18 protein-coding genes and 4 pseudogenes are annotated in these 19,624 nt (G+C 71.2%); 17 read left to right on the top strand and 5 right to left on the bottom strand.

The window, feature by feature from the left end; all coding sequences use genetic code 11:
- Nucleotides 1–2 precede the first annotated feature (2 nt).
- From ACZ7L0_RS22460 to ACZ7L0_RS22425, 8 genes and pseudogenes are all read left to right on the top strand, one after another.
- A complete protein-coding gene (locus ACZ7L0_RS22460) occupies nt 3–3,650 on the top strand; it encodes a CHAT domain-containing protein (RefSeq protein ID WP_471244266.1) in 3,648 nt (1,215 codons plus the stop codon).
- A 321-nt stretch (nt 3,651–3,971) separates the two neighbouring features.
- Nucleotides 3,972–4,232: an SHOCT domain-containing protein gene (locus ACZ7L0_RS22455; protein ID WP_471244265.1), complete on the top strand. Its 261-nt coding sequence runs from the start codon at nt 3,972–3,974 to the stop codon at nt 4,230–4,232.
- A 146-nt stretch (nt 4,233–4,378) separates the two neighbouring features.
- Nucleotides 4,379–4,954: pseudogene (locus ACZ7L0_RS22450) on the top strand (beta/alpha barrel domain-containing protein); the annotation flags it as partial.
- Nucleotides 4,955–5,121: 167 nt separating this feature from the next.
- The gene (locus ACZ7L0_RS22445; protein ID WP_471244264.1) at nt 5,122–5,400 is read left to right on the top strand and encodes a DUF1918 domain-containing protein; all 279 of its coding nucleotides are present in this window, start codon (nt 5,122–5,124) and stop codon (nt 5,398–5,400) included.
- Complete coding sequence (locus tag ACZ7L0_RS22440; protein ID WP_471244263.1) at nt 5,384–6,262, top strand: universal stress protein; 879 nt, start codon at nt 5,384–5,386, stop codon at nt 6,260–6,262. The genes ACZ7L0_RS22445 and ACZ7L0_RS22440 overlap by 17 nt, the downstream gene beginning before the upstream one ends.
- A 220-nt stretch (nt 6,263–6,482) precedes the next feature.
- Nucleotides 6,483–6,770, top strand: a complete 288-nt coding sequence (locus ACZ7L0_RS22435) for a DUF1876 domain-containing protein (RefSeq protein ID WP_471244262.1) — start codon at nt 6,483–6,485, stop codon at nt 6,768–6,770.
- A gap of 171 nt (nt 6,771–6,941) precedes the next feature.
- On the top strand, nt 6,942–7,361 hold the full coding sequence (locus tag ACZ7L0_RS22430; protein WP_471244261.1) for a CBS domain-containing protein: 420 nt from the start codon (nt 6,942–6,944) through the stop codon (nt 7,359–7,361).
- A 52-nt stretch (nt 7,362–7,413) separates the two neighbouring features.
- Nucleotides 7,414–8,181: a SpoIIAA family protein gene (locus tag ACZ7L0_RS22425; RefSeq protein ID WP_471244260.1), complete on the top strand. Its 768-nt coding sequence runs from the start codon at nt 7,414–7,416 to the stop codon at nt 8,179–8,181.
- A 602-nt stretch (nt 8,182–8,783) separates the two neighbouring features.
- On the opposite strand, the pseudogene ACZ7L0_RS22420 reads toward ACZ7L0_RS22425, so the two are convergent.
- Nucleotides 8,784–9,235 (bottom strand): annotated as a pseudogene (locus tag ACZ7L0_RS22420) (CBS domain-containing protein); the annotation flags it as partial.
- Nucleotides 9,236–9,245: 10 nt separating this feature from the next.
- Here ACZ7L0_RS22420 and ACZ7L0_RS22415 point away from each other — a divergent pair.
- A pseudogene (locus tag ACZ7L0_RS22415) lies at nt 9,246–9,602 on the top strand (pyridoxamine 5'-phosphate oxidase family protein); the annotation flags it as partial.
- 375 nt (nt 9,603–9,977) lie between these two features.
- On the opposite strand, the gene ACZ7L0_RS22410 reads toward ACZ7L0_RS22415, so the two are convergent.
- Nucleotides 9,978–11,156 (bottom strand): acyl-CoA dehydrogenase family protein, encoded by a 1,179-nt coding sequence (locus ACZ7L0_RS22410; protein ID WP_471244326.1) that lies wholly within the window; start codon nt 11,154–11,156, stop codon nt 9,978–9,980.
- Between the two features lie 120 nt (nt 11,157–11,276).
- The gene (locus ACZ7L0_RS22405; protein WP_471244259.1) at nt 11,277–11,654 is read right to left on the bottom strand and encodes a four-helix bundle copper-binding protein; all 378 of its coding nucleotides are present in this window, start codon (nt 11,652–11,654) and stop codon (nt 11,277–11,279) included.
- Nucleotides 11,655–11,781: 127 nt separating this feature from the next.
- Here ACZ7L0_RS22405 and ACZ7L0_RS22400 point away from each other — a divergent pair, with 127 nt between their 5' ends.
- Nucleotides 11,782–12,147: a DUF6479 family protein gene (locus ACZ7L0_RS22400; protein WP_471244258.1), complete on the top strand. Its 366-nt coding sequence runs from the start codon at nt 11,782–11,784 to the stop codon at nt 12,145–12,147.
- 39 nt (nt 12,148–12,186) lie between these two features.
- On the opposite strand, the gene ACZ7L0_RS22395 is transcribed toward ACZ7L0_RS22400, so the two are convergent.
- Complete coding sequence (locus tag ACZ7L0_RS22395) at nt 12,187–12,642, bottom strand: RpiB/LacA/LacB family sugar-phosphate isomerase (RefSeq protein ID WP_471244257.1); 456 nt, start codon at nt 12,640–12,642, stop codon at nt 12,187–12,189.
- 73 nt (nt 12,643–12,715) lie between these two features.
- On the opposite strand from ACZ7L0_RS22395, the gene ACZ7L0_RS22390 reads away from it, so the two are divergent.
- The 4 genes from ACZ7L0_RS22390 to ACZ7L0_RS22375 all read left to right on the top strand — a co-directional run bounded on the left by ACZ7L0_RS22390 (nt 12,716) and on the right by ACZ7L0_RS22375 (nt 15,868).
- A complete protein-coding gene (locus ACZ7L0_RS22390) occupies nt 12,716–12,913 on the top strand; it encodes a hypothetical protein (RefSeq protein WP_471244256.1) in 198 nt (65 codons plus the stop codon).
- Nucleotides 12,914–13,277: 364 nt separating this feature from the next.
- Complete coding sequence (locus ACZ7L0_RS22385) at nt 13,278–13,703, top strand: pyridoxamine 5'-phosphate oxidase family protein (protein WP_471244255.1); 426 nt, start codon at nt 13,278–13,280, stop codon at nt 13,701–13,703.
- Nucleotides 13,704–13,856: 153 nt separating this feature from the next.
- Nucleotides 13,857–15,521, top strand: coding sequence for an IPT/TIG domain-containing protein (locus ACZ7L0_RS22380; protein ID WP_471244254.1), 1,665 nt, complete (start codon nt 13,857–13,859; stop codon nt 15,519–15,521).
- Nucleotides 15,522–15,535: 14 nt separating this feature from the next.
- The gene (locus ACZ7L0_RS22375) at nt 15,536–15,868 is read left to right on the top strand and encodes a sensor histidine kinase (protein WP_471244253.1); all 333 of its coding nucleotides are present in this window, start codon (nt 15,536–15,538) and stop codon (nt 15,866–15,868) included.
- 753 nt (nt 15,869–16,621) lie between these two features.
- Here ACZ7L0_RS22375 and ACZ7L0_RS22370 read toward each other — a convergent pair.
- Nucleotides 16,622–16,865: pseudogene (locus ACZ7L0_RS22370) on the bottom strand (response regulator); the annotation flags it as partial.
- A gap of 104 nt (nt 16,866–16,969) precedes the next feature.
- Here ACZ7L0_RS22370 and ACZ7L0_RS22365 point away from each other — a divergent pair.
- The 3 genes from ACZ7L0_RS22365 (at nt 16,970) to dhaK (ending at nt 19,611) form a co-directional block, all read left to right on the top strand.
- Nucleotides 16,970–17,434, top strand: a complete 465-nt coding sequence (locus ACZ7L0_RS22365) for a Crp/Fnr family transcriptional regulator (RefSeq protein WP_471244252.1) — start codon at nt 16,970–16,972, stop codon at nt 17,432–17,434.
- A 206-nt stretch (nt 17,435–17,640) separates the two neighbouring features.
- Nucleotides 17,641–18,444 (top strand): polyphosphate kinase 2, encoded by an 804-nt coding sequence (gene ppk2 / locus ACZ7L0_RS22360; RefSeq protein ID WP_471244251.1) that lies wholly within the window; start codon nt 17,641–17,643, stop codon nt 18,442–18,444.
- 174 nt (nt 18,445–18,618) lie between these two features.
- Entirely contained in the window at nt 18,619–19,611 is a 993-nt protein-coding gene (gene dhaK, locus ACZ7L0_RS22355; RefSeq protein ID WP_471244250.1) for a dihydroxyacetone kinase subunit DhaK, read from the top strand.
- Nucleotides 19,612–19,624: the final 13 nt, after the last annotated feature.

Below are 19,624 nucleotides of genomic sequence, written 5' to 3'. Positions count from 1 at the left end.
CCATGCTGAACGAGCTCTTCCGACGCGCCCTCCTGCTGTCCCAGGGGGATGATCCGAACCCCGCCATCGAGGCCTGGGAGGCCGTCATGGCGCATCCCGGCTACGACGCCCTCCCGCCCGACGCCCGGTGGAACGCGCTGACCCAACTGGGTGCCGAACGTCTGGCGAGGTACGACACGGATGCCCGGATCGACGATCTCGCGGGCGCGCTCACGTGTCTGGAGAGCGCGGTGCGGCTGTCCGGCACCGCGCGCCCCGAGCTGCGGGCCATGTGCCGGTACAACCTGGCCCAGGCGCAGGAACGCCGGTACCGCCGCAGCCAGGACGCCGAGGACCTGCTGACGGCGTGTCGCACGATGTGGGGCCTCGTGGACGCGCCGCCACCCGGGGTGGACGCCCGTGCGTTGTGCCTGTGGGTGAGTGCGCGCGTCGAGCGGCACACCGGTGACAAGCCCGACGCCCTGCTGCGGCTGCACGTCACCGTGCTGGAGCGCCTGCTGGTGGAGTCGGACGCCTCGGACGCCTCGGACACCGCCTGGTTCCGGCTGGCGCTGGCGGTCGCACTCGTCAACCTGCTGCCCACGGACCCGGCCGGCTCCCGGGACGTGGCGGCACGTGCCGCGGCGCTCGCCGACGAGAGCTGCCGTGCCCTGCCCGACGGGCCCAGGCGGCAGACGGCGATCGACCTGGCGGGGAGGATCCGCAGGATGCACGAGTGGGTCGACGAGAACGCCCCCGTGCCCAGCGATCCGGGTCCACCGCAAGAGCTCGACCTCTTCGAGTGGGTGGACGGCCTGGCGGACATTCCCGACCGCGAGGAGCGTGTGAGCAGGATCCGTGAGGCGCTCCGGCAGAATCCGTACGAAACGGCGGGTGACGCCTGGGTGATGCTGTGCGTCGCCCTCGCCGACGAGATCCTCAAGGCGGACACCAACGAGAAGATCGAGACGGACGAGGCCATCACCGCCCTGCGCGCCGCGCTGGACATGCCCGACGGCCCCGCGTCCCGTGTCCGGCTGGAGCTGACGTTCAACCTCGGCATGGCCTACAGCCGACGCCGGGCCGGCGATCGCTCGGAGAACGAGCGCAAAGCCATGGCGCTGTTCGAGCAGTGCCTCAGTGAGGTGGAACCCGGTCACGACATCCATCCGTACCTGGCCTGCGCCATCGCACGCCTGGTGCGGGACGACCGCAGGGGCAGCCAGTCCTCGCAGGTGGACCGGGCCATCGCGCTGTGCCGCGACAGCCTGGCCGCCCTGCCCCCGGACGTGGATCCCGGAACACGGGCGCGTGTGCTCGGCTCGCTGTCGTTGCTGCTGCCCCAGCGGACGACCGGAGCCCCGGAGGCGAACCTCGAGGAGGCGATCGGCTTGGGGCGCCAGGCCCTCGAGCTGCTGGACCCGGTCCGGCACGCCGTGGAACGAGGGAACATCCACCACAACTTGGCGCGTCTGTACCGTGAACGGCTCGCCGGGGGCCGGGAGGCGAACCTGTGGCGCGCCATCGAGCACTACCGGGCGTGCCTCGTGGCGCAGCCCAAGGAGACGATGCCCGTGGACTGGGCCATGACCCAGACGTCCCTGGGCGTGGCGTACAGCATGATGCGGGGCAGGGACGTCGAGGCCACCCAGCGGCTGGCGGTCGACGCGTTCATGTCGGCCCTGTCCGTCTTCACCCTGCGGGACCATCCCAACGACTGGGCGCACGCCGAGTTCGGTCTGGGAGTGGCCCTGGGCGACTTCGAGGTGCGGGCCCAGCCGGATCCGGGACAGGCCATCACCCATCTGACGTCCTGCCTCCAGGTGTTCACGGAGGAGGACTCGCCCTGGGAATGGGCGCTGACGCAGTCGTGGCTCGGCGCCATGCGGATGCAGTCGGGGCCGGCCGAGCAGCACACCGCCGCGGCCGAACACTTCCGCGCCGCCCTGCGGGTCCTCAGCTTCGAGAACAGCCCCCGGGACTGGGCGACGGTGCGGTTGAACCTCGCCCAGCTGGCTCCCGCCGACGACCGGGTGTCCCTCCGGGAAACGATCAGAGTCCTGACCGAGCACGGACGGCGCAGCGATGCCTACAAGGCCTGGATGGTCCAGGTAGGGCTGCTGAGCGAACGGCAGGACTGGGCGGGCGCCGCCGACGCCGGCGCGCGGGCGGCCGATCTGCACGAGAGCCTCTACCAGGAGGCACTGCTGCGGGAGAGCCGCCACATGGAGCAGCGAGCGGTGTCCCGCGATCTCACGAAGATCGTCACCGTCATGCTCCGGGCGGGCCGCACGCTCGACGCGGTGCTGCTTCTCGAACGTAGCCGTGCCAGGGAGTTGGGCGAGGCCCTGGGGCAGGAGCATGACGGGATCGACCGGGCGCGGCAGGCGGATCCCGAGACGTTCGCCGCCTTCCGGGCGGCGGCCGACCGGCTCGCCGCGCTGAGCAGCGCCGAACGGTCGGTCCCGGTCGCCGGTCTCGGTCCCCACGAGGTGGAGCGGCTGAACCTCTCGCTGGTGCGGGCGATAGCGCGGGCCCGCGCCGAACGGGACGCCGCGCTCGCGCGGCTGAGCGGGGTGACCGAGCTCCTCAAGCCGCCCGGCGTCGGCGAACTGTCGGCGGCGGTCGCCCCGCACCGTCCGCTGGTCTATGTGTACGTGTTCGACGCGGCAGCCCACCTGGTGCTGGTGCGGCGAGACGGCGAGGGCGGCCTCGACGTGGCGAGCCGCACCACCGCCGTCGGGCGGGAACTCGCCGCGGACGAGGCGGTGCCCGCGCTGCAGGAGCACCTCGCGCGCACGCTCGCGGCCTGGCTGCGGGAGCTGGCGGCCGAGGAGGTCACACTCGTCGCCTGCGGACAGGTCGGCCGGTGGCCGCTGCACGCCCTGGTCTCGGACGGCCGCTGTCTCGTGGACGACTTCCGGGTGTCCTTCACCCCGTCGGCGGCCGTCCTCGCCCGTCGGCACCCGTCCCGGCCCGGCCCTCCGGTCCTGGCGGCCGTCGGCAACCCCTCGGCGGACCTGCGCTACGCGTCGGTCGAGGTGGCCGCCGCGGCCGCGCTGGGCTCCTGGTCCCGCGCGACGGTGCGGCACGGCGCGGACGCCACCCCGGAGGTCTTCGAGGCGGACCTGCGCGGGGCCACCCACGTCCACCTCGCCTGCCACGGCGTCTTCGATGCCGCGCACCCCGTGGAGTCGGCCTTCGTGCTCGCGGCGGGGAGCCGTCTGCCGCTGCGCCGCATCATGGCGGAACGCGCCTTCCGCGGTGTCCGCCTGGTCTTCGCCTCGGCCTGCGGCACCGCATCCACCGACACGTTCGTCGCGGACGAGGCCATCGGGCTGGCCTCCGGCCTGCTGCAGGCAGGGGCGAGCGAGGTCATCGCCTCGCTGTGGAACGTGGACGACCTGGCGACCATGCTGCTGGCGACCCGTTTCCACGCCGGGCTCGGCCACGGCACCGGCCGGGCCCTGCAGTCCGCGCAGCTGTGGCTGCGGGACTCCACCGCCGCCGAGTTCGCCCGGTGGTGCCGGTACCTCGCGGACGCGGTGGACGACCCGCCGCACCGTGACCGGCTCGAGGCGGCCGTCGCCTTCTTCGAGGACCGTCCACCCGCGACACGCTGTTACGCGGAGGCCCGTCACTGGGCAGCGTTCATCCACCTGGGCGCCTGAGCCTGCCCCGGTCGGCCGACGGCTCCCGGCTCACGGCATCCTCAGTAGCCACGGCGCCGCCGCACGCATGAGGCACCGCCGCACGTCCACACCAACACCGAACAGGCGATGGCCGCGCTCGACCATGGCGAGAAGGGGGACTGCGTACAAGCGCCGAGGGGCTCGACCGGGCGCACGCAGGACGAGGAGCCGTGGTGCCGCCCCGACGCGCTCGCCGTCCCGTCACCTCTCGGTCCTGCGGCAGGGCCGAACGGCCCTGGCACCGGTCCGGGGACGCACGGACAATGAGAAGCCGGAAGCCTCCTGGGGAGGTGAGCTGCGGTGATGTACTGGGACGGCGGCTGGGTCTGGATGGCCTTCATGCCGCTGCTGTGGATCGTGCTGATCGGGCTCGTGGTGTGGGCGGTGGTCCACCTCACCCGGCGCCCCGCCGATCGCGGCGGAGGCACGGAGCACGGATGGGCCCCCAGAGAGACGCCGGAAGAGATCCTCGACCGCCGCCTCGCCTCCGGCGAGATCGATGCCGACGCCTACCACGAGGCACTCAAGCACCTGGCCGCCCACCGGCCGAGGCCCCGGTGAACCGGCTTCGCGGCCGCTGGCTGCCACTCACCGTTCTGATCGCCGCGGTGGCTGCACTCATTGCATCGTTCGTGTGGGTGGCGGGCAGCGACTTCGGACGGCCCGGCTCCCGGGCCATGACGGGGGCCCTCTCCCGCGATGGGCCAATCCGCCTGGACAGCGGCGACCTCGATGCCCTCGCGCGACGGTCACGCGCCATTCTGGACGCCGCCGGGCTGGCCGACGTGCGGATCGTGGCCAGCGGCGGACTCGACGAGTACGGCGTGGCCAGGCTGGTGCGCGCCGACGCCCCGATCGACGTGTACGCCGTGGGCACCCGCGTGGGTGTGGCGGCGGACGCCCCCTACCTGGACTCGGCGTACAAGCTCGTGGAGTACGACGGCCGCCCCGTGATGAAACTGTCCTCGGCGAAAGTCACGGCCCCCGGCCGCAAGCAGATCCACCGGCGCACCGGACACCCGGACGTCATCGCCCTGGCCGGTGAGGAACCTCCGCAGTCGGCACGGCACCTGCTGCACACGGTGATGCGCGGCGGCCTGCGGACGGGGCCGCCGGACCACTGGCAGCACGCGCGCGAGCGGTTCCGCGAGGACATCGCCGACCTGCCGGCCCCGGCACGCCGGATCGAGGACCCCGTACCGGTCCGGGCCATCCGGTCCCAGGCCTTGGAGGAGCTGACCGCGAGGGTGCGCGCGGACATCGAGCGCCGGATGCTCTCGGGAGCCACCCCCAGCGCCTCGCACTGCTCGTACGTACGCCGAGCACACGTCGACGGTGGGCCCGACGGGCCTGGCCCCGGGACCAATGGCCCCTGGCACCTCGTTCGAACCGGGACTTGCAATGGGATCGCGGCGGTGTTCTCCGCGCCACCGCAGCCAGGAGGACGATCATGACCACGCCCGCGCCGTCACGGCGCAGCAACCGGTCCGCGCCGAGAACCGGTCCCGGGGAGAGCGGCGCCCCGATGTACGCCCGCGCGGGCAACGAGATCGTCGTACGCGGCACCACGGCCGGCGTCGTGACCCGAGATGGTGAACTCGTCGGTGTCCACCATCCCGACGGCAGCCCGCACTACGACGTGCGCTGGACCGACGAAGACGCGGCGCCCGAGGCGCTCTCGGCGCCCAGTGGGCCGGAGGCTGGAGGCGACCATGTCCACGCAGAGTAACCGGCGGCCGATCGTCGTCGGCATCGAGGCCGACCCGACCAGGCGGATGGCGCTGGCCTGGGCGGCCGACGAGGCAGCCCGCCGACACCTTCCGCTGCGCCCGGTCCGCGCCGAAGGCGTACCGACCCGGGGTTACCGGGGACGGGAGGTCCCTCCGTCCTGGGAGGAGTGGAACGAGCAGCTCCACCGCGGCGGGAAGCAGGTCCTCGCGGACGTCGTGGACTTCGTCGCGGCCCGGCATCCCGAGGTCGAGGTGGACGCCGTGCTCGCCGAGGGCGACCCCGTGTGGGTGCTGCGCGAGCAGAGCCGCCAGGCCACGGCCGTAGTGCTGGGCTCGCAGCACCTGAGCCGGGCCCAGGAGGTGTACAGCTCCGCGTCCGTAGCCCTGCCCGTCATGGCGCACGCCCACTGCCCGGTGGTCGTCGTGCCGGAACCGGAGCATGTCACCCAGGAGCCCGAGTACTACGTCGTCGGCGTCGACGGCAGTGAACATTCGGCCGCCGCGGTCGACCTGGCCTTCGAGGAGGCCGCCCTGCGCGGTGCGGAGCTGCGCGCCCAGTACGTCTGGCAGCCCGGACCGTTGAGGATCTTCGACGAACACGCGGCCCAGCAGGAGTGCCGCCGGCTGCTCTCCGAAATAGTGGCCGGCCGCCAGGCCCGCTACCCGGAAGTGGATCTGCGCCACGAACTTGTCGTCGGCCATCCCGTGCAGATCCTCACCGAGGCCTCGACCCACGCGCTGGGCCTGGTGGTGGGCACCCGGGGGCGCGGAGGCTTCACCGGCATGCTTCTGGGGTCGGTCAGCCAGGGTGTGCTGCACCACGCCCGCTGTCCTGTCATCGCCGTTCCGACACGGGTGTGAGTCGTTTTCACCCCCGGTAGCGAAGGGAAGCCGCCATGACCGCACAAGCCATCGAGACGAACACCGTCACGGCTCTCGTGGCGGACGCCGCCGCGGCGCCCTCGCAGCACACACACAACCTTGGGCCTTTCGACGCGCCGCCGGATGCCACGCGGTTCCTGGTCGACAGGTCGAAGGACGGGACCAGCCCATCGGTCCGTACCGAGGTGAGGAGGAATCGATGTCGCACACGGCTGAATGGAAGGTACGTCTCCATCTCTTCGAAGACGACGACGGAACGACGAAGGCGCACCTCGTGCTGGACACCAGTACCGCGGCGCTCACCGCCCACGGACGTGCGCACTGCCATCCGGCGGACGCGAACGTGCCGGAGATCGGCGACGAACTGGCGGCAGGCAGGGCCATGGTCGACCTCGCTCACCAGCTGCTGGAGACCGCGGAGCGCGACATCCAGGGCATGGCTGCGCCCCGGCTCAGCACCCAGAAGACGGCTGGACGGCCCCTGTGAACCCCGCCGGATCACAGAGCATCCATGACACATCCGGCGGCGACGTGGCCGTTTGTTCCGCGGCGTGCGCACGGGGGGTGATGAATCCACACTGGTCTTGAGGAGTACCGGCCGTGGCGGGCCAGGCTCCATGGCTCTCCCGGCCGTCGGCGACGCCTGAAGGAGATGGCCATGACCACTGCCCGAGAGATCATGCACACCGGTGCGACCTGCGTCCAGGAGAACGAGACGCTGGAGGCTGCTGCGCGCAGGATGAAGGAACTGGACGTCGGAGCTCTCCCGGTCTGCGGCCCCGACGACCGGCTCCACGGGATTATCACGGATCGTGACATCGTGCTGAAGTGTGTCGCCAAGGGCAAGGACCCCGGGACCATGACCGCCGGCCAGCTGGAGCAGGGCAAGCCGATCACGATCGACGCCGGCGCCGATGCGGGCCGGGTCCTTCAGGCCATGGAGGAGCACAAGATCCGCCGGCTGCCGGTGATCGACAACCATCGCCTCGTCGGCATGATCAGCGAGGCGGACCTCGCACGTCACCTCCCCGAGGATCAGGTGGGCCATTTCGTCGAAGTCATCTGCGCAGCCCCCTGACCGACCGGGTCGGCCGGGGCTCGACATCGCACGGCACCGGGAGAGGAACGGCATGCTCGACAGAGTCCAGGACGTGCCCCCAGGGGTAGACGCCGTGAAGGCGATCGGAACGGTGTCGAAGGACGATTACAGAGCGGTGATCGAGCCGCTCATCGACGACGCGCGCAGGGAAGGCCGCCGCATCCGCCTCCTGTGGGAAGCCGGCCCGGAGTTCCGGTCGTTCACCCCTGCAGCCGGGTGGGAGGACCTCAAGGTCGGGCTCGGCGCCATGCGCCTGTTCGAGGGATGCGCGGTCGTCAGCGACACCGGCTGGATCCGGGAGTCGACCCGGCTCGCGAGATTCCTGATGCCCTGTCCGGTACGCGTCTTCGGCGGCCAGGAACGCGATGAGGCCCTGCGCTGGCTCGTCTCGCTGCCTGAAGGACCCGGCGTGTCCCACCAGCTCCTGCCCGAGTCCAAGGTGCTGGTGGTCGAGGTGGAACAACCCCTGCGCGCACAGGACTTCGACGCGCTGGCACAGACCGTCGACAGCTGGCTCGAGACCCACGACGAACTGGCCGGTGTCGTGGTGCACTCTCGTGACTTTCCGGGCTGGGAGAACATCGGAAGCCTGTTCCGGCATGTACGTTTCGTCCGCGACCATCATCGCAAGGTCAGGAGGGTCGCGCTGGCGGCCGACAGCAAGCTCGCCGGCCTCGTGCCTCACATCGCGAACCACTTCGTCCAAGCCGAGGCAAGGCAGTTCGGATACGCCGAACTCGACGACGCCGTCGCCTGGGCCGCGAGCCCGCCCGACCGTAACCCTGCCGATGCGGGTTGATGGGGCAGCCCCTCCGCACAGGCGCACACGTCCGGGTCCGCGTTCAGGGCTGCGGAACTCGCCGACCGCAGGCGGCCTGGCGAGCCGATGCCGTGGTGCAGTCCAGGAACCCAAGATCAACCTGCTTCTTGACCTTGTAGACGCGGTCGCCGACGAAGCGGCCACGCGTGCAGCAGGCGCGGGGTGGGCCCACGCTTCTCGGCCCCGTCGGTGGCCCGGTGGACAGGGCCTCCTGCACGTGGCGGGTGGGGACCATGAACCCTCCGACGTGATCAGCGCTGCCTCGGCACGTGCCACAAAGGGCGCCACCCCCGTGCGGCTGTCGAGCGAGGTGGCGCATGAGGACGCGGCCTCCGCCCTGGTCGACAAGGCACCGGGATGCCCGGTTTGGAAGACCGAAGCACCGGCACGCCAGACACTTGGAAGCCGCATCAGGGGCGGACCTTCTGGTCGGTCGGTGCCCGCCCGCGCCTCGTGCGTCGAGGTCTGCAACTGGGCCTGATCAATCACGCGGTACTGCATCACGCGCCGTGCCCCATAGCCGAAGGCCGATGGAACCAGGGCTTCCTCGCGCCTCCCAGCAGCCGCGGCGGCGGTCCTGGTCAGGTGCCGGTGGAGGAACGGCGGGCGTCGTCCGCTCGGTACGCGATGTCAGCGGCGACCGAGAGCACGCCGTCGACACCACGGCACAGCTGCTCGATGACTGGGATCAGGCTCCTGTACTCCACGGAACCGCCGAGGGCGACCCGCCCGTCGCGCACCTCGACCGTCACATCCGGGGGTTCGAGGCCCATGGTGCGCCGCAACACGTCCCCCGTGATCTCCTCACGGATGGCGTCGTCACGGCGCAGGAAGACCCGTAGCGGGTCACCACGGCTGACGATGCCCAGGAGCCGGTCCGCCTCGTCCACCACGGGCAGCCGCTTGACGTGCTGGGCCTCCATGAGGCGAGCGGCCTCGACCACAGTCCACTCGGGGCGCGCGCACACCGCGGGAGCGACATCAGTTCCTCGGCGCGGGAGCCCTCGGCCTTGGCCCGCTCCCAGGCCTCCAGTTTCGCGCCCACGCATGGGGTGGGGCGCATCGCGGTGACGACGTCCGACGGCCGCCCGGCGGTCGTCCCGATCAACTACGAGGTCATCGATGAAGCCATCGTCTTCCGGACCGCGCCCGACTCCGTGGCGGCGGCGGCCGCGGAAACGGACGTCGCTTTCGAGGTCGATCACGTCGACGAGGCTCTGAGCCGGGGCTGGAGCGTGCTCGCCGTCGGCCGCGCGAGCGTCGTGACCGACCCCGAGGCCGTGCGCAGGCTCGCCCGACACGCCCACACCACACCGTGGGCGGGCGGTGAACGCGAGATGTGGGTGTCGATCCGGCCCACGAGCCTCACGGGCCGTCGCATAACCCCGGCCGATCAGTAGACGGCCACGGGCCACCGAAGAGACATCCCTTTCCAGGGTGCGCCGACTCGCGAGCGGAGTCTGGTGGGCACATACCGTCCATGCGCACTGCAGGGCGATCAACCGGGTGTCAGTTCCCACATCGGCGGGCAGGGCGGCGGCAAGGTAGTTGAGCATCTCCCGCACCCGGGTTCGACTGTCAGGCGCTCGGGCGCGGCGCCGGCGCTGTGCCGCCCCGTCGATGCACAGCGCGCAGCCTGGTGGACGTCGCCCTGCTCGCGCAGCATCCCGCCCGTCCTGACCGGTTGCAGGCCGCAGACTGGGCGCTGCGCACCGCCTGCCGTGCCCGTCCGGGCTCGGGCGCGTGGTCGTGTGAGCACCCGGAGCACAACAGCTTCAGCGCCGTACCCGTGGCATCCCCAGGCCGATCCACGAGATGATCTCGCGCTGGATCTCGTTGTTGCCGCCGCCGAAGGTGAAGATCACCGCTGAGCGGTAGCCGCGTTCCAGTTCGCCGTGCAGGACCGCGCCCGCCGACCCCTCCTTCAGCGGCCCGGCGGCGGCGAGGATCTCCATGAGCCAGGCGTAGGCGTCCCGGCGGGCCTCGGAGCCGTAGACCTTGACCGCGGAGGCGTCCTGGGGAGTCAGCGTGCCCTCCTGGACGGCGGTGACCATCTGCCAGTTGAGGAGCTTCATGGCGTCGAGGCGGGTGTGGGTCCGGGCGAGCAGACGGCGCACCCAGGAGAGGTCGGCCACCCGACGGCCGTCGGCGAGCTTGGTCTCCATCGCCCAGCGCTGGACGTCGTGCAGGGCGCGGATCGCCATGGTGCCGTGGGCGGCGAGGGTGACGCGTTCGTGGTTGAGCTGGTTGGTGATCAGCCGCCAGCCCTGGTTCTCGGCCCCGACGCGGCGGGAGACGGGGACGCGGACGTTCTCGTAGTAGCTGGCGGTGGTGTCGTGCGAGGCGAGGGTGTTGATGACCGTGCAGGAGTAGCCGGGGTCGGAGGTCGGCACCAGGAGCATGGTGATGCCCTTGTGCGGCGGGGCGTCGGGGTCGGTGCGCACGGCCAGCCACACCCAGTCCGCGGTGTCGCCGTTGGTCGTCCAGATCTTCTGCCCGTTGACGACGTACGCCTCACCGTCCCGTACCGCGCGCGTCTTCAGGGACGCCAGGTCCGTGCCCGCGTCGGGCTCGCTGTAGCCGATGGCGAAGTCGATCTCGCCGGACAGGACGCGCGGCAGGAAGTACGCCTTCTGCTCGTCGGTGCCGAACCGCATGATCGTCGGGCCGACCGTGTTCAGTGCCATGAGGGGCAGGGGGACGCCGGCCTGCGCGGCCTCGTCGAAGAAGATGAACTGCTCCATGGCGGTCATGCCGCGCCCGCCGTACTCCTTCGGCCAGCCCACGCCGAGCCAGCCGTCGGTGCCGAGCCGGCGGATCGTCTCGCGGTAGAAGCGCTTCTGGGTGGCGGGGTCGGCGTAGCGGGCGTAGGCGTTGTCCGGCACCAGGTCGGCGAAGTAGGCGCGCAGTTCGCTGCGCAGCCGCTGCTGCTCGGGCGTGTGGTCGAGGTGCACGGCGGCCTCCAGGCTCCCGGGGGCGGGTCGGTCCTGATGGCGCACACCGTAGAACGTGTTTCAGAAATTGGGAATGGATCGCCTCCGGGAAGTCGTACGGGTCACCGGGCCACCCGGCCCTCAGCGCAGCGTCGCGATGAACTCCGTGCAGGCCCGCGCGCACGCCCGGCAGGCCGCCGCGCTCTCCTCGGCGCCGTGCTGCGCGTCGAAGGCGTGCGCGCACTCCAGGCAGACCGCTCGGCACAGCTCCAGCTGGACACGGATACCGGTCTCGTCCAGGCAGTTCTGCTCGGACAGCACGCGACAGGTCGCGTCGCACACCTCGGCGCACATGATGCCCCGGCGCCGCGCCCTCTCCTGCTCCTCGGTTCCGCCCGGGTCCAGGAGGCTCGCGCGCAGCGCGCACGCCCGGGCGCACTCCGTGCACGCCTGCGCACACGCGAAGCGGTCCTCCAGGAACCGGTAGAGCTCCTGTTGGGAAGTCGTCGTCGGTGTCACACCGGGCGGGTAGCCGGGGCCCGCCGGGTCAAACCCGGGCGGCGCGTCGCCGACGGCGCCGTCACCGTCAAGACAAGATCAGGCAATCTGTCCGGTTCACCCCTTTATGGAGGGGTATTCACCTGGTATGAGTAGCGCATCGATGCAGCTGGCCGCCGCGAGCGGCCTCATGAGTCTTGTCCTCTTCCTTGTGGCCGTGGTCGTGCTCGCGGTACTGGCTGGAGGCTTCTGGCTGACCTCCCGCGTCCGGTACAACGAGTCGCCCCGTCCGCGCCCGGAGGAGCAGCCGCACCTGCCACCCGGCGGCGCCGTGCACGAGGTCCGGGAGAACCGGGAGTCCGAGGAGGTGCCCGTGGTACCGAAGGGCGGCCGCCCCCTCACCCCGTACGATCTGAGAAACCAGGACACAAGGCCCAGCGAGTCGAAGGACCGGCCGCGCTGGAGCAGCGGGTCGAGCGGTTCCTTCGGCGGCGGCGGGCTCGGCGCCCACTGACACGCGCCACGGAAGCGCGGTCCACCCGTATGGGTCCCGTCAGGGAGTGACGGGATTCCCCTCCATCCGCACCACATGGGCGAGGTTCGCCCGGTCCTCGGCATCCTCGCTGGGGCGGGCGCCGAACCAGGCGTCGAGGATCTCCTTCAGGAGCGCCTCGGAGGTCAGCCGGAGACCCAGCGCGAGCACATTGGCGTCGTTCCAGCGCCGGGCGCCGTCCGCCGTGTACGCGTCCGTGCACAGGGCGGCCCGTACGCCGGGCACCTTGTTCGCGGCGATAGAGGCGCCCGTTCCGGTCCAGCAGCACACGACCGCCTGGTCCGCCGCCCCGGCGGCCACCTCCCGTGCGGCCGTCTCCGAACACACCGCCCACTGCGGATCCGCACCGGCCCGCAGCGCACCGTGCGCCCGCACCTCGTGACCGCGCCGACGCAACTCCTCGACGAGGAGGCGGGCGACGGGTTCGTCCATGTCGGAGGAGACGGCGATCCGCATGCCCCGAGCGTAGCGTGCGCCCGCCTGTGCGACCCCGCACCGGCCGCTCAAGAAGGTCACGGCCATAGCGGCCATGGTCGGCGGCGGTGTTGCCAGCGCCAACGGCGGGCACGACCGCGACGACCCGTTCGGTTTCAGCGTCGACAACCCGCAGCAGGTTGAATGCCAGCAGGACTTCGAGGGCGGCGGCGTCCACGCTCCCGTCCTCGGCGGCGACTCCGAGTCGAACACCGGCAACTTCTGCACGGTGATCGGGTCCATCGGCGACTGATTCCAGGCGCCGAGGAAAGGCGGGTCTCGCACAGGTCATTCCGATCAGCGACAGGGAAGCGGGCGTGGCACGGCCGGTGCGGCGAGTCTTCCCGCCCCTGGATTGCCGCCCTCACTTGCCGCCCTCACTCGTGTGCGCGGGATTCCCCGGGCCGGGGCGCCGTTCGACCGTCCACGGCCTGAGGGAGAGCGACCGCAGCCGCAGCGACGGGCCGCGGGCACGGCTGGTGGCGGGCAACGGCCGTGGCATCGCCCCCTCGCCTGACGGGGCTTGCGCGGGGTGTTGCCGCCGAGGAGCGCCACGCCCGTGGGGGTAGGGCCGGTCGGCCCTACCCCCACCCGGCACTCGCGGGGACGATGGACTGATGTTCCAGAACGACGCCTCCTTCCGCGCACTCGACCGACAGGAGAGCCTGCGCCTGCTGGCCAAGGTGCCGGTCGGCCGCGTGGTCTACACCCGGCAGGCGCTGCCCGCCGTCCTCCCGGTCAACTTCTCCGTGGACACCGACGCCTCCGTCCTGCTCCACACCTCCGCCGGCTCCGACCTCGTCAACGCCATCGACGGCGTAGTGGTCGCCTTCGAGGCCGACGAGTTCGACGCGGCGACCCGCTCCGGCTGGAGCGTCGTCGTCACCGGCCGCGCCACCACCGTGACCGACCCCGCCGAACACGCACGCCTCTCTCAGTCCGGCCCACACTCCTGGATGCCCGTACACGACGGCGTCTTCGTACGCATCGAGACCGAGATGATCACCGGACGCGAACTCGGGAAAGCACAAAGCGCGGTGTGACGCTTCGACCGGCCCGACAAACGCCTATTCGCCCTGCAGATTCTCGGATTATGGGATTGACATAGAATCAGAGGTTATTTGCCGAAAGTTATGACTTTCCCCGGAAAGGGTATTTCACCAACTAAGCCTGCCCCGCCTTTCTCAGGGAGAGTCATGACCGCTTTGACGTCGTTATCGTTCAGCGCTGCCGCGTTCGTGGCAGGGGCCACCATTCCGGTGGGGGCCGGGCCCCAGGGCATCGCTCTCACACCCGACGGGGCCCGCGCGTACGTGGCCAACCGGGGCTCGAACACGGTGAGTGTGATCGACACCGCCACCGACACCGTCACCCACACCATCCCCACCGGTGCCGGTCCGGTCTTCGTGGCGACCAGTCCGGACGGAACCCGGGCGTATGTGACCATCAACGGCGACGGTCTGGTCAGCGTGATCGACACTGCCACGAACGCCATCGTCACGGACATCGCCGTCGGGGTCGGAGCGTCGGTGGTGGCGCTCACCCCGGACGGCACGCGCGCCTATGTGTCCGTGCAGGACGCGAACGCGGTGAGCGTCATCGACACTGCCACGAACACCGTCACCGGCACCGTCCCGGTCCCTGGCGCGCCGATCGGTCTGGCCATCATCCCGGACGGGACGCGCGCCTATGTCGCGTCTCTCTTCACGAACGCGGTGAGCGTGATCGACATCGCCACGAACACCGTGAGCACGACGATCCCCGTCGGCCTGAACCCCATTCTGGTGGCAGCCGCGCCCGACGGGGCCCACGTCTATGTCACCAACGTCGGCAACTCCACGGTGAGCGTGATCGACACCGCCACCGACGCCGTGGCCGCCGCCGTCGGTGTCAGCGCCCAGCCCCGCCTCGTGGCGGTGAGCCCCGACAGTTCCCACGCGTATGTCGCGAACTTCGAGCCGGACACGGTGAGCGTCATCGACACAGCGACCCACACCGTCGTCGAGAACATCGACTTCGGAGACGGGCCCACCGTCATCGCGGTCACCCCCGACGGGACACACGCCTATGTGACCAACAACGCCGCGGGCTCCGTCGGTGTGATGGGAACGACCGTGATTCCCGACCAGGGATCCACGGCCGGCGGCACCACCGTGACCCTTACGGGGCACCACCTGGCCAACGCGAGCGCCGTGCACTTCGGCACCGCCCGGGGCGTCATCACCGCCAATACCGCGACCTCGCTGACCGTCAAGACCCCCGCGGGATCCGGTGCCGTCCCCGTGACGGTCACCACCCCCGGCGGCACCGGCACCCTCGGAACCTTCTACTACCGGCCGTTCCCCGCCCTCACCGGCGTCAGCCCCACCGCGGGCCCCGCGGGCGGCAGCGACCAGGGCATCGTCCTCACCGGCCGCAACCTGGACGGCGCCATCGATGTGTACTTCGGGCCCACCCGAGCCGTCATCCAAGAGGTCTCCGACACCCAGCTCACCGTCAGGACACCGGCCGGCGCCGACTCCCCGGCACCGGGTGAGGTCCCCGTCACCGTGATCACCCCCGGAGGGCGCGCCAGCGGCGTTCTCTATACCTACGTCGGCCCTTCCACCCTCACCGGAGTCAGCCCCAGCACGGGTTCGACGGCCGGCGGCACCCAGGTGACCCTCACCGGCACCGGCCTGGCCGCCACCGAGCAGGTCACCTTCAACGGCACCGCGGCCGCCTTCAGCGTCGTCTCCGACACCATGCTGACCACCACGTCCCCGCCCAGCGCCCTGGAGGGCACCGTCGACATCACTGTCACCAGCCCCGGCGGCACCTCCGTCGGGTCCTTCACCTACGTCGCCGAACCCGACGTCTGACCCTCCCGGATCAAGTGACGCCACCCCGACTGGGAACCGGGCTGCTGGACACCGACGTACCCGCCGGCCATGCCGAGCAACTGCTGGCGGTGGTGCGCGAGACACTGTCGAACGCCGCCCGGCACTTACACGCCACCGCCGTCGAGGTCACCGCCGAGACGGACGGCACCCGGCTGCGGCTGCAAGTCGCCGACAACGGGTCCGGCGTCGACCCGGCGGTCACCCGCCGCAGCGGCCTGGACAACCTCCGCCGGCGTGCCACCGACCTCGGCGGCAGCTTCACCCTCACGCCGAACGAACCCGCCGGCACCATCGCGGAATGGACGGTGCCGCTCCTCGCGGAGTAGCCGGGTGAACGGCCGGGACGCGAACAGCGGCACGCTTGCGATGGTCACAAGTCCTTCACGTCGCTCCGCTTTCCCTTTGCCCGGCAGGGGCTACCCGAAGGGCAAAAGCCGCCTTCACCAGGAGCTGTCGTGGTATTCACCGCCTTTTTGCTGCCTCCGGGACTGATGTGCCTGGCCCTGGCGCTGGGCCGCTACGAGGATTGGCTGCTCCACCAGCGCGTCCCCGCACAGCACGGGCGTCACGCCGGAAGCAGGCGCCATCTGTCCCTCGTGCCGCGGCCGAGCCCTCGGACCCACGCGGCGCGAAACGGGTCCGAGCGGCAGAGGATCACGGACGCGGCATGACCGCTCCCCGTCCTCGACCGTCCAGGACACGGTCGGCGATCTGGTCGGGCGTGCTGCTGTCGGTCGGCACGTGGTGGGCGAAGCGGGGCCGGGACAGGGCCCGCAGGCAGCGGTCGAACTGCGGCCCCTCCCAGCTCAGTTCCCCCCACCTGTCCGGCTGTTCGCCGCGTTCTCGCATACGGTCGCGCAGCCGTCGGCGGACGGTCGCCGCCTCGGCGAGCAGAGTGACGTGGCGTACGTCGGCCCCGGCGCGACGCAGGGCGCAGACCGTGGCGTCGAAGCCGTCGTCCGTGGCGACCGTCCTCGGCACCACCAGCGGACGGCGGTAGGTGCGCTGCACGCCGTCGATGACACCGGCCACGGGCTCGGGCTCGGGCCGCACGGGGCCGGCCGCGTGGTCGCTCTGGGGTCGTGCAGTGCCTCCTCGTCGTCGGACGAGGTCGGCATCAGGCAGGCCGGGCCGGGCATGCTCGAGCGCGGCTCCCGGCAGACGGACGTCGAGGACCGCCAAGTCCGGGCCCGGCGCCGGGACGCGCACCAGCGCCTGCTCCACGGTCGCGGCCTCGCCGACCACGGTGACGTCCGGCTCGTCGTCCAGCAGGCCGTGCACGCCGCGCGGTACCACTTGGTGATCGTCCGGCCCGGGCGACATGGAGCCGAGTGGCCCGGTGGCAGGGCCGAGTGGCCCATGGTCGGGACGGGGGCCCCGCAGGAGGCTGGAGGGGACACGCCGGTAGGCCCCACTGGAGGCACGCCATGAACGCTCCCCCGACACCCGGCATACTGCGGGCGCTCCCGGCCGAACAACGGCAGCGGCTGATGCGGCTCGCCCGGGAGGTCTCCTTCCCGCAAGGTGCCCGTCTCTTCGAGGAGGGAGGCCACGCCGACCGGTTCTGGATCATCCGTACCGGTGCCGTCGCCCTCGACATGCGCGTGCCGGGCTGCCGCGCGGCCGTCATCGAGACCCTCGTGCACAACGAACTCGTCGGCTGGTCCTGGCTGTTCGGCCCGCACAGCTGGCACTTGGGCGCTGAGGCGACCAGCCCCGTGCGCGCCTACGAGTTCGACGCGGCCGCGGTCCGGTCGATGTGCCAGGACGATCCCGCGCTCGGCCTCGCCGTCGCCCAGTGGGTGGGTGACATCGTCGCCCACCGTCTGCGCTCGGCCCGCACCCGGCTGCTGGACCTGTACGCCCCGTACGGCAGCGGCAGCCTCCGGTGACCGGACCCACGGGAGGCGGCGTGCACCGCCTGATCCGGGCCGTCGAGGGCGTCGTGGACGTGGAGTTCGACCTCACCCGGCACGCGTGCAGGACGGTGCCCACGCGGCCGGACGGCCCACCACGGTCGGGCCGTCCGGCTGCGTGGTGTCCCACCGGCCAGTAGCGTGCTGTGTGGTGACGCGTACGACGTCCAGCGGGAGGCGGCATGGCCGGCGAGAAGGCGGCGTCGCTGCCGCGCAAGACCTACGAGAAGGAACTGCTGCGCCTGCAGACCGAGTTGGTGAAGGTGCAGGAATGGGTGCGTGCGGAGGGCGCCCGGCTGGTCGTGATCTTCGAGGGCCGGGACGCGGCCGGCAAGGGCGGCACCATCAAGCGGGTCGCGGAGAACCTCAACCCGCGGGTGGCGCGGATCGCGGCGCTGCCCAAACCGACCGAGCGTGAGCGCACCCAGTGGTACTTCCAGCGGTATGTGGCACATCTGCCGGCCGCCGGGGAGATCGTGCTCTTCGACCGCAGCTGGTACAACCGCGCCGGCGTCGAGCGCGTGATGGGCTTCTGCACCAAGGAGGAGTACCAGCTCTTCCTGCGCCAGTGCCCCATCTTCGAGCGGATGCTCGTCGAGGACGGGATCCTGCTGCGCAAGTACTGGTTCTCGGTGAGCGACACCGAACAGCAGGAACGCTTCCGCCGCCGGCTGGAGGACCCCCTGCGGCGCTGGAAGCTGTCACCGATGGACCTGGAGTCGATCACCCGCTGGGAGGCGTACTCCCGGGCCAAGGACGCGATGCTGGTCCACACCGACATCGCCGAGGCGCCCTGGTACGTCGTCGAGAGCGACGACAAACGCCGGGCCCGGCTGAACATGATCGCCCACCTGCTCGACTCCGTGCCCTACCGCGACGTGCCCCCGCCCGTGCTCGAACTGCCGCACCGCCCGCCCTCGACCGGCTACGAGCGTCCGCCGCGCGATCTGCAGACCTACGTCCCGGACCACTCGGCGAACCTGTGAGCCGACGCCGGCCGCGCCTTCCTGTTCCGGCGTGGCTTTCGCTCGGATCATCGGACGAGCATCATGGTCTTGCGACCCGCCCGGCACCGGCAAGATCGATAAGCGAGTAAACCCTCTCTGACCTGCGGAGACGAAGGCCAGGGGCTAATCTGCTAGTGGCACTAGGAGGTACCCATGAGGATGCTGATCAACGTCCCGGAGACCGTTGTCGCGGACGCGCTGCGAGGTATGGCGGCGGCTCATCCCGAGCTGGCCGTCGACGTGGAGAACCGGGTGATCGTACGGCGGGACGCCCCCGTGGCAGGTCAGGTGGGCCTGGTGTCCGGCGGCGGGTCGGGTCACGAGCCGCTGCACGGCGGGTTCGTGGGCCACGGCATGCTGTCGGCGGCCTGCCCGGGCGAGGTGTTCACCTCGCCGGTGCCGGACCAGATGGCGCGGGCGGCGGCGGCCGTGGACAGCGGGGCGGGCGTGCTGTTCGTGGTGAAGAACTACACCGGTGACGTGCTCAACTTCGACATGGCGGCCGAGCTCGCCGAGGACGAGGGCATCCAGGTCGCGAAGGTGCTGGTCAACGATGACGTGGCCGTCACCGACAGCCTCTACACGGCCGGCCGGCGCGGCACCGGCGCGACGCTGTTCGTGGAGAAGATCGCGGGCGCCGCGGCCGCCGAGGGGCAGCCGCTGGAGCGGGTGGAGTCCATCGGCCGCCAGGTCAACGAGAACTCCCGCAGCTTCGGTGTGGCGCTCAGCGCCTGCACCACCCCGGCCAAGGGCAGCCCCACCTTCGACCTGCCCACCGGCGAACTGGAGCTGGGCATCGGCATCCACGGCGAGCCGGGCCGGGAGCGGCGGGCGATGATGACCTCCGGCGAGATCGCCGACTTCGCGGTCCACGCGGTCCTGGAGGACCTCAGCCCCCGTGCCCCCGTCCTCGTCCTGGTCAACGGCATGGGTGCGACCCCGCTCCTGGAGCTGTACGGCTTCAACGCCGAGGTGCAGCGGGTGCTCGGCGAGCGCGGCGTGGCCGTGGCCCGCACCCTCGTCGGCAACTACGTCACCTCGCTGGACATGGCGGGCGCCTCGGTCACGCTGTGCCAGGTCGACGAGGAACTGCTCAGGCTGTGGGACGCGCCGGTGCACACGCCGGCCCTGCGCTGGGGTATGTGACAAGGCGCCGAAG

It is taken from the genome of Streptomyces sp. NPDC039424 (assembly GCF_055639495.1).
Note: the sequence above shows the minus strand (reverse complement) of the source record. Positions and strands in the feature narration are given on the sequence as shown.

Coding starts and splice junctions, on each gene's coding strand:
- ACZ7L0_RS22435 (WP_471244262.1), top strand. CDS start 6,483: ATGTCGCACACGGCTGAATGGAAGGTACGTCTCCATCTCTTCGAAGAC.
- dhaK (WP_471244250.1), top strand. CDS start 18,619: ATGAGGATGCTGATCAACGTCCCGGAGACCGTTGTCGCGGACGCGCTG.
- ACZ7L0_RS22440 (WP_471244263.1), top strand. CDS start 5,384: ATGTCCACGCAGAGTAACCGGCGGCCGATCGTCGTCGGCATCGAGGCC.
- ACZ7L0_RS22430 (WP_471244261.1), top strand. CDS start 6,942: ATGACCACTGCCCGAGAGATCATGCACACCGGTGCGACCTGCGTCCAG.
- ppk2 (WP_471244251.1), top strand. CDS start 17,641: ATGGCCGGCGAGAAGGCGGCGTCGCTGCCGCGCAAGACCTACGAGAAG.
- ACZ7L0_RS22425 (WP_471244260.1), top strand. CDS start 7,414: ATGCTCGACAGAGTCCAGGACGTGCCCCCAGGGGTAGACGCCGTGAAG.
- ACZ7L0_RS22380 (WP_471244254.1), top strand. CDS start 13,857: ATGACCGCTTTGACGTCGTTATCGTTCAGCGCTGCCGCGTTCGTGGCA.
- ACZ7L0_RS22400 (WP_471244258.1), top strand. CDS start 11,782: ATGAGTAGCGCATCGATGCAGCTGGCCGCCGCGAGCGGCCTCATGAGT.
- ACZ7L0_RS22460 (WP_471244266.1), top strand. CDS start 3: ATGCTGAACGAGCTCTTCCGACGCGCCCTCCTGCTGTCCCAGGGGGAT.
- ACZ7L0_RS22365 (WP_471244252.1), top strand. CDS start 16,970: ATGAACGCTCCCCCGACACCCGGCATACTGCGGGCGCTCCCGGCCGAA.
- ACZ7L0_RS22445 (WP_471244264.1), top strand. CDS start 5,122: ATGACCACGCCCGCGCCGTCACGGCGCAGCAACCGGTCCGCGCCGAGA.
- ACZ7L0_RS22395 (WP_471244257.1), bottom strand. CDS start 12,642: ATGCGGATCGCCGTCTCCTCCGACATGGACGAACCCGTCGCCCGCCTC.
- ACZ7L0_RS22390 (WP_471244256.1), top strand. CDS start 12,716: ATGGTCGGCGGCGGTGTTGCCAGCGCCAACGGCGGGCACGACCGCGAC.
- ACZ7L0_RS22385 (WP_471244255.1), top strand. CDS start 13,278: ATGTTCCAGAACGACGCCTCCTTCCGCGCACTCGACCGACAGGAGAGC.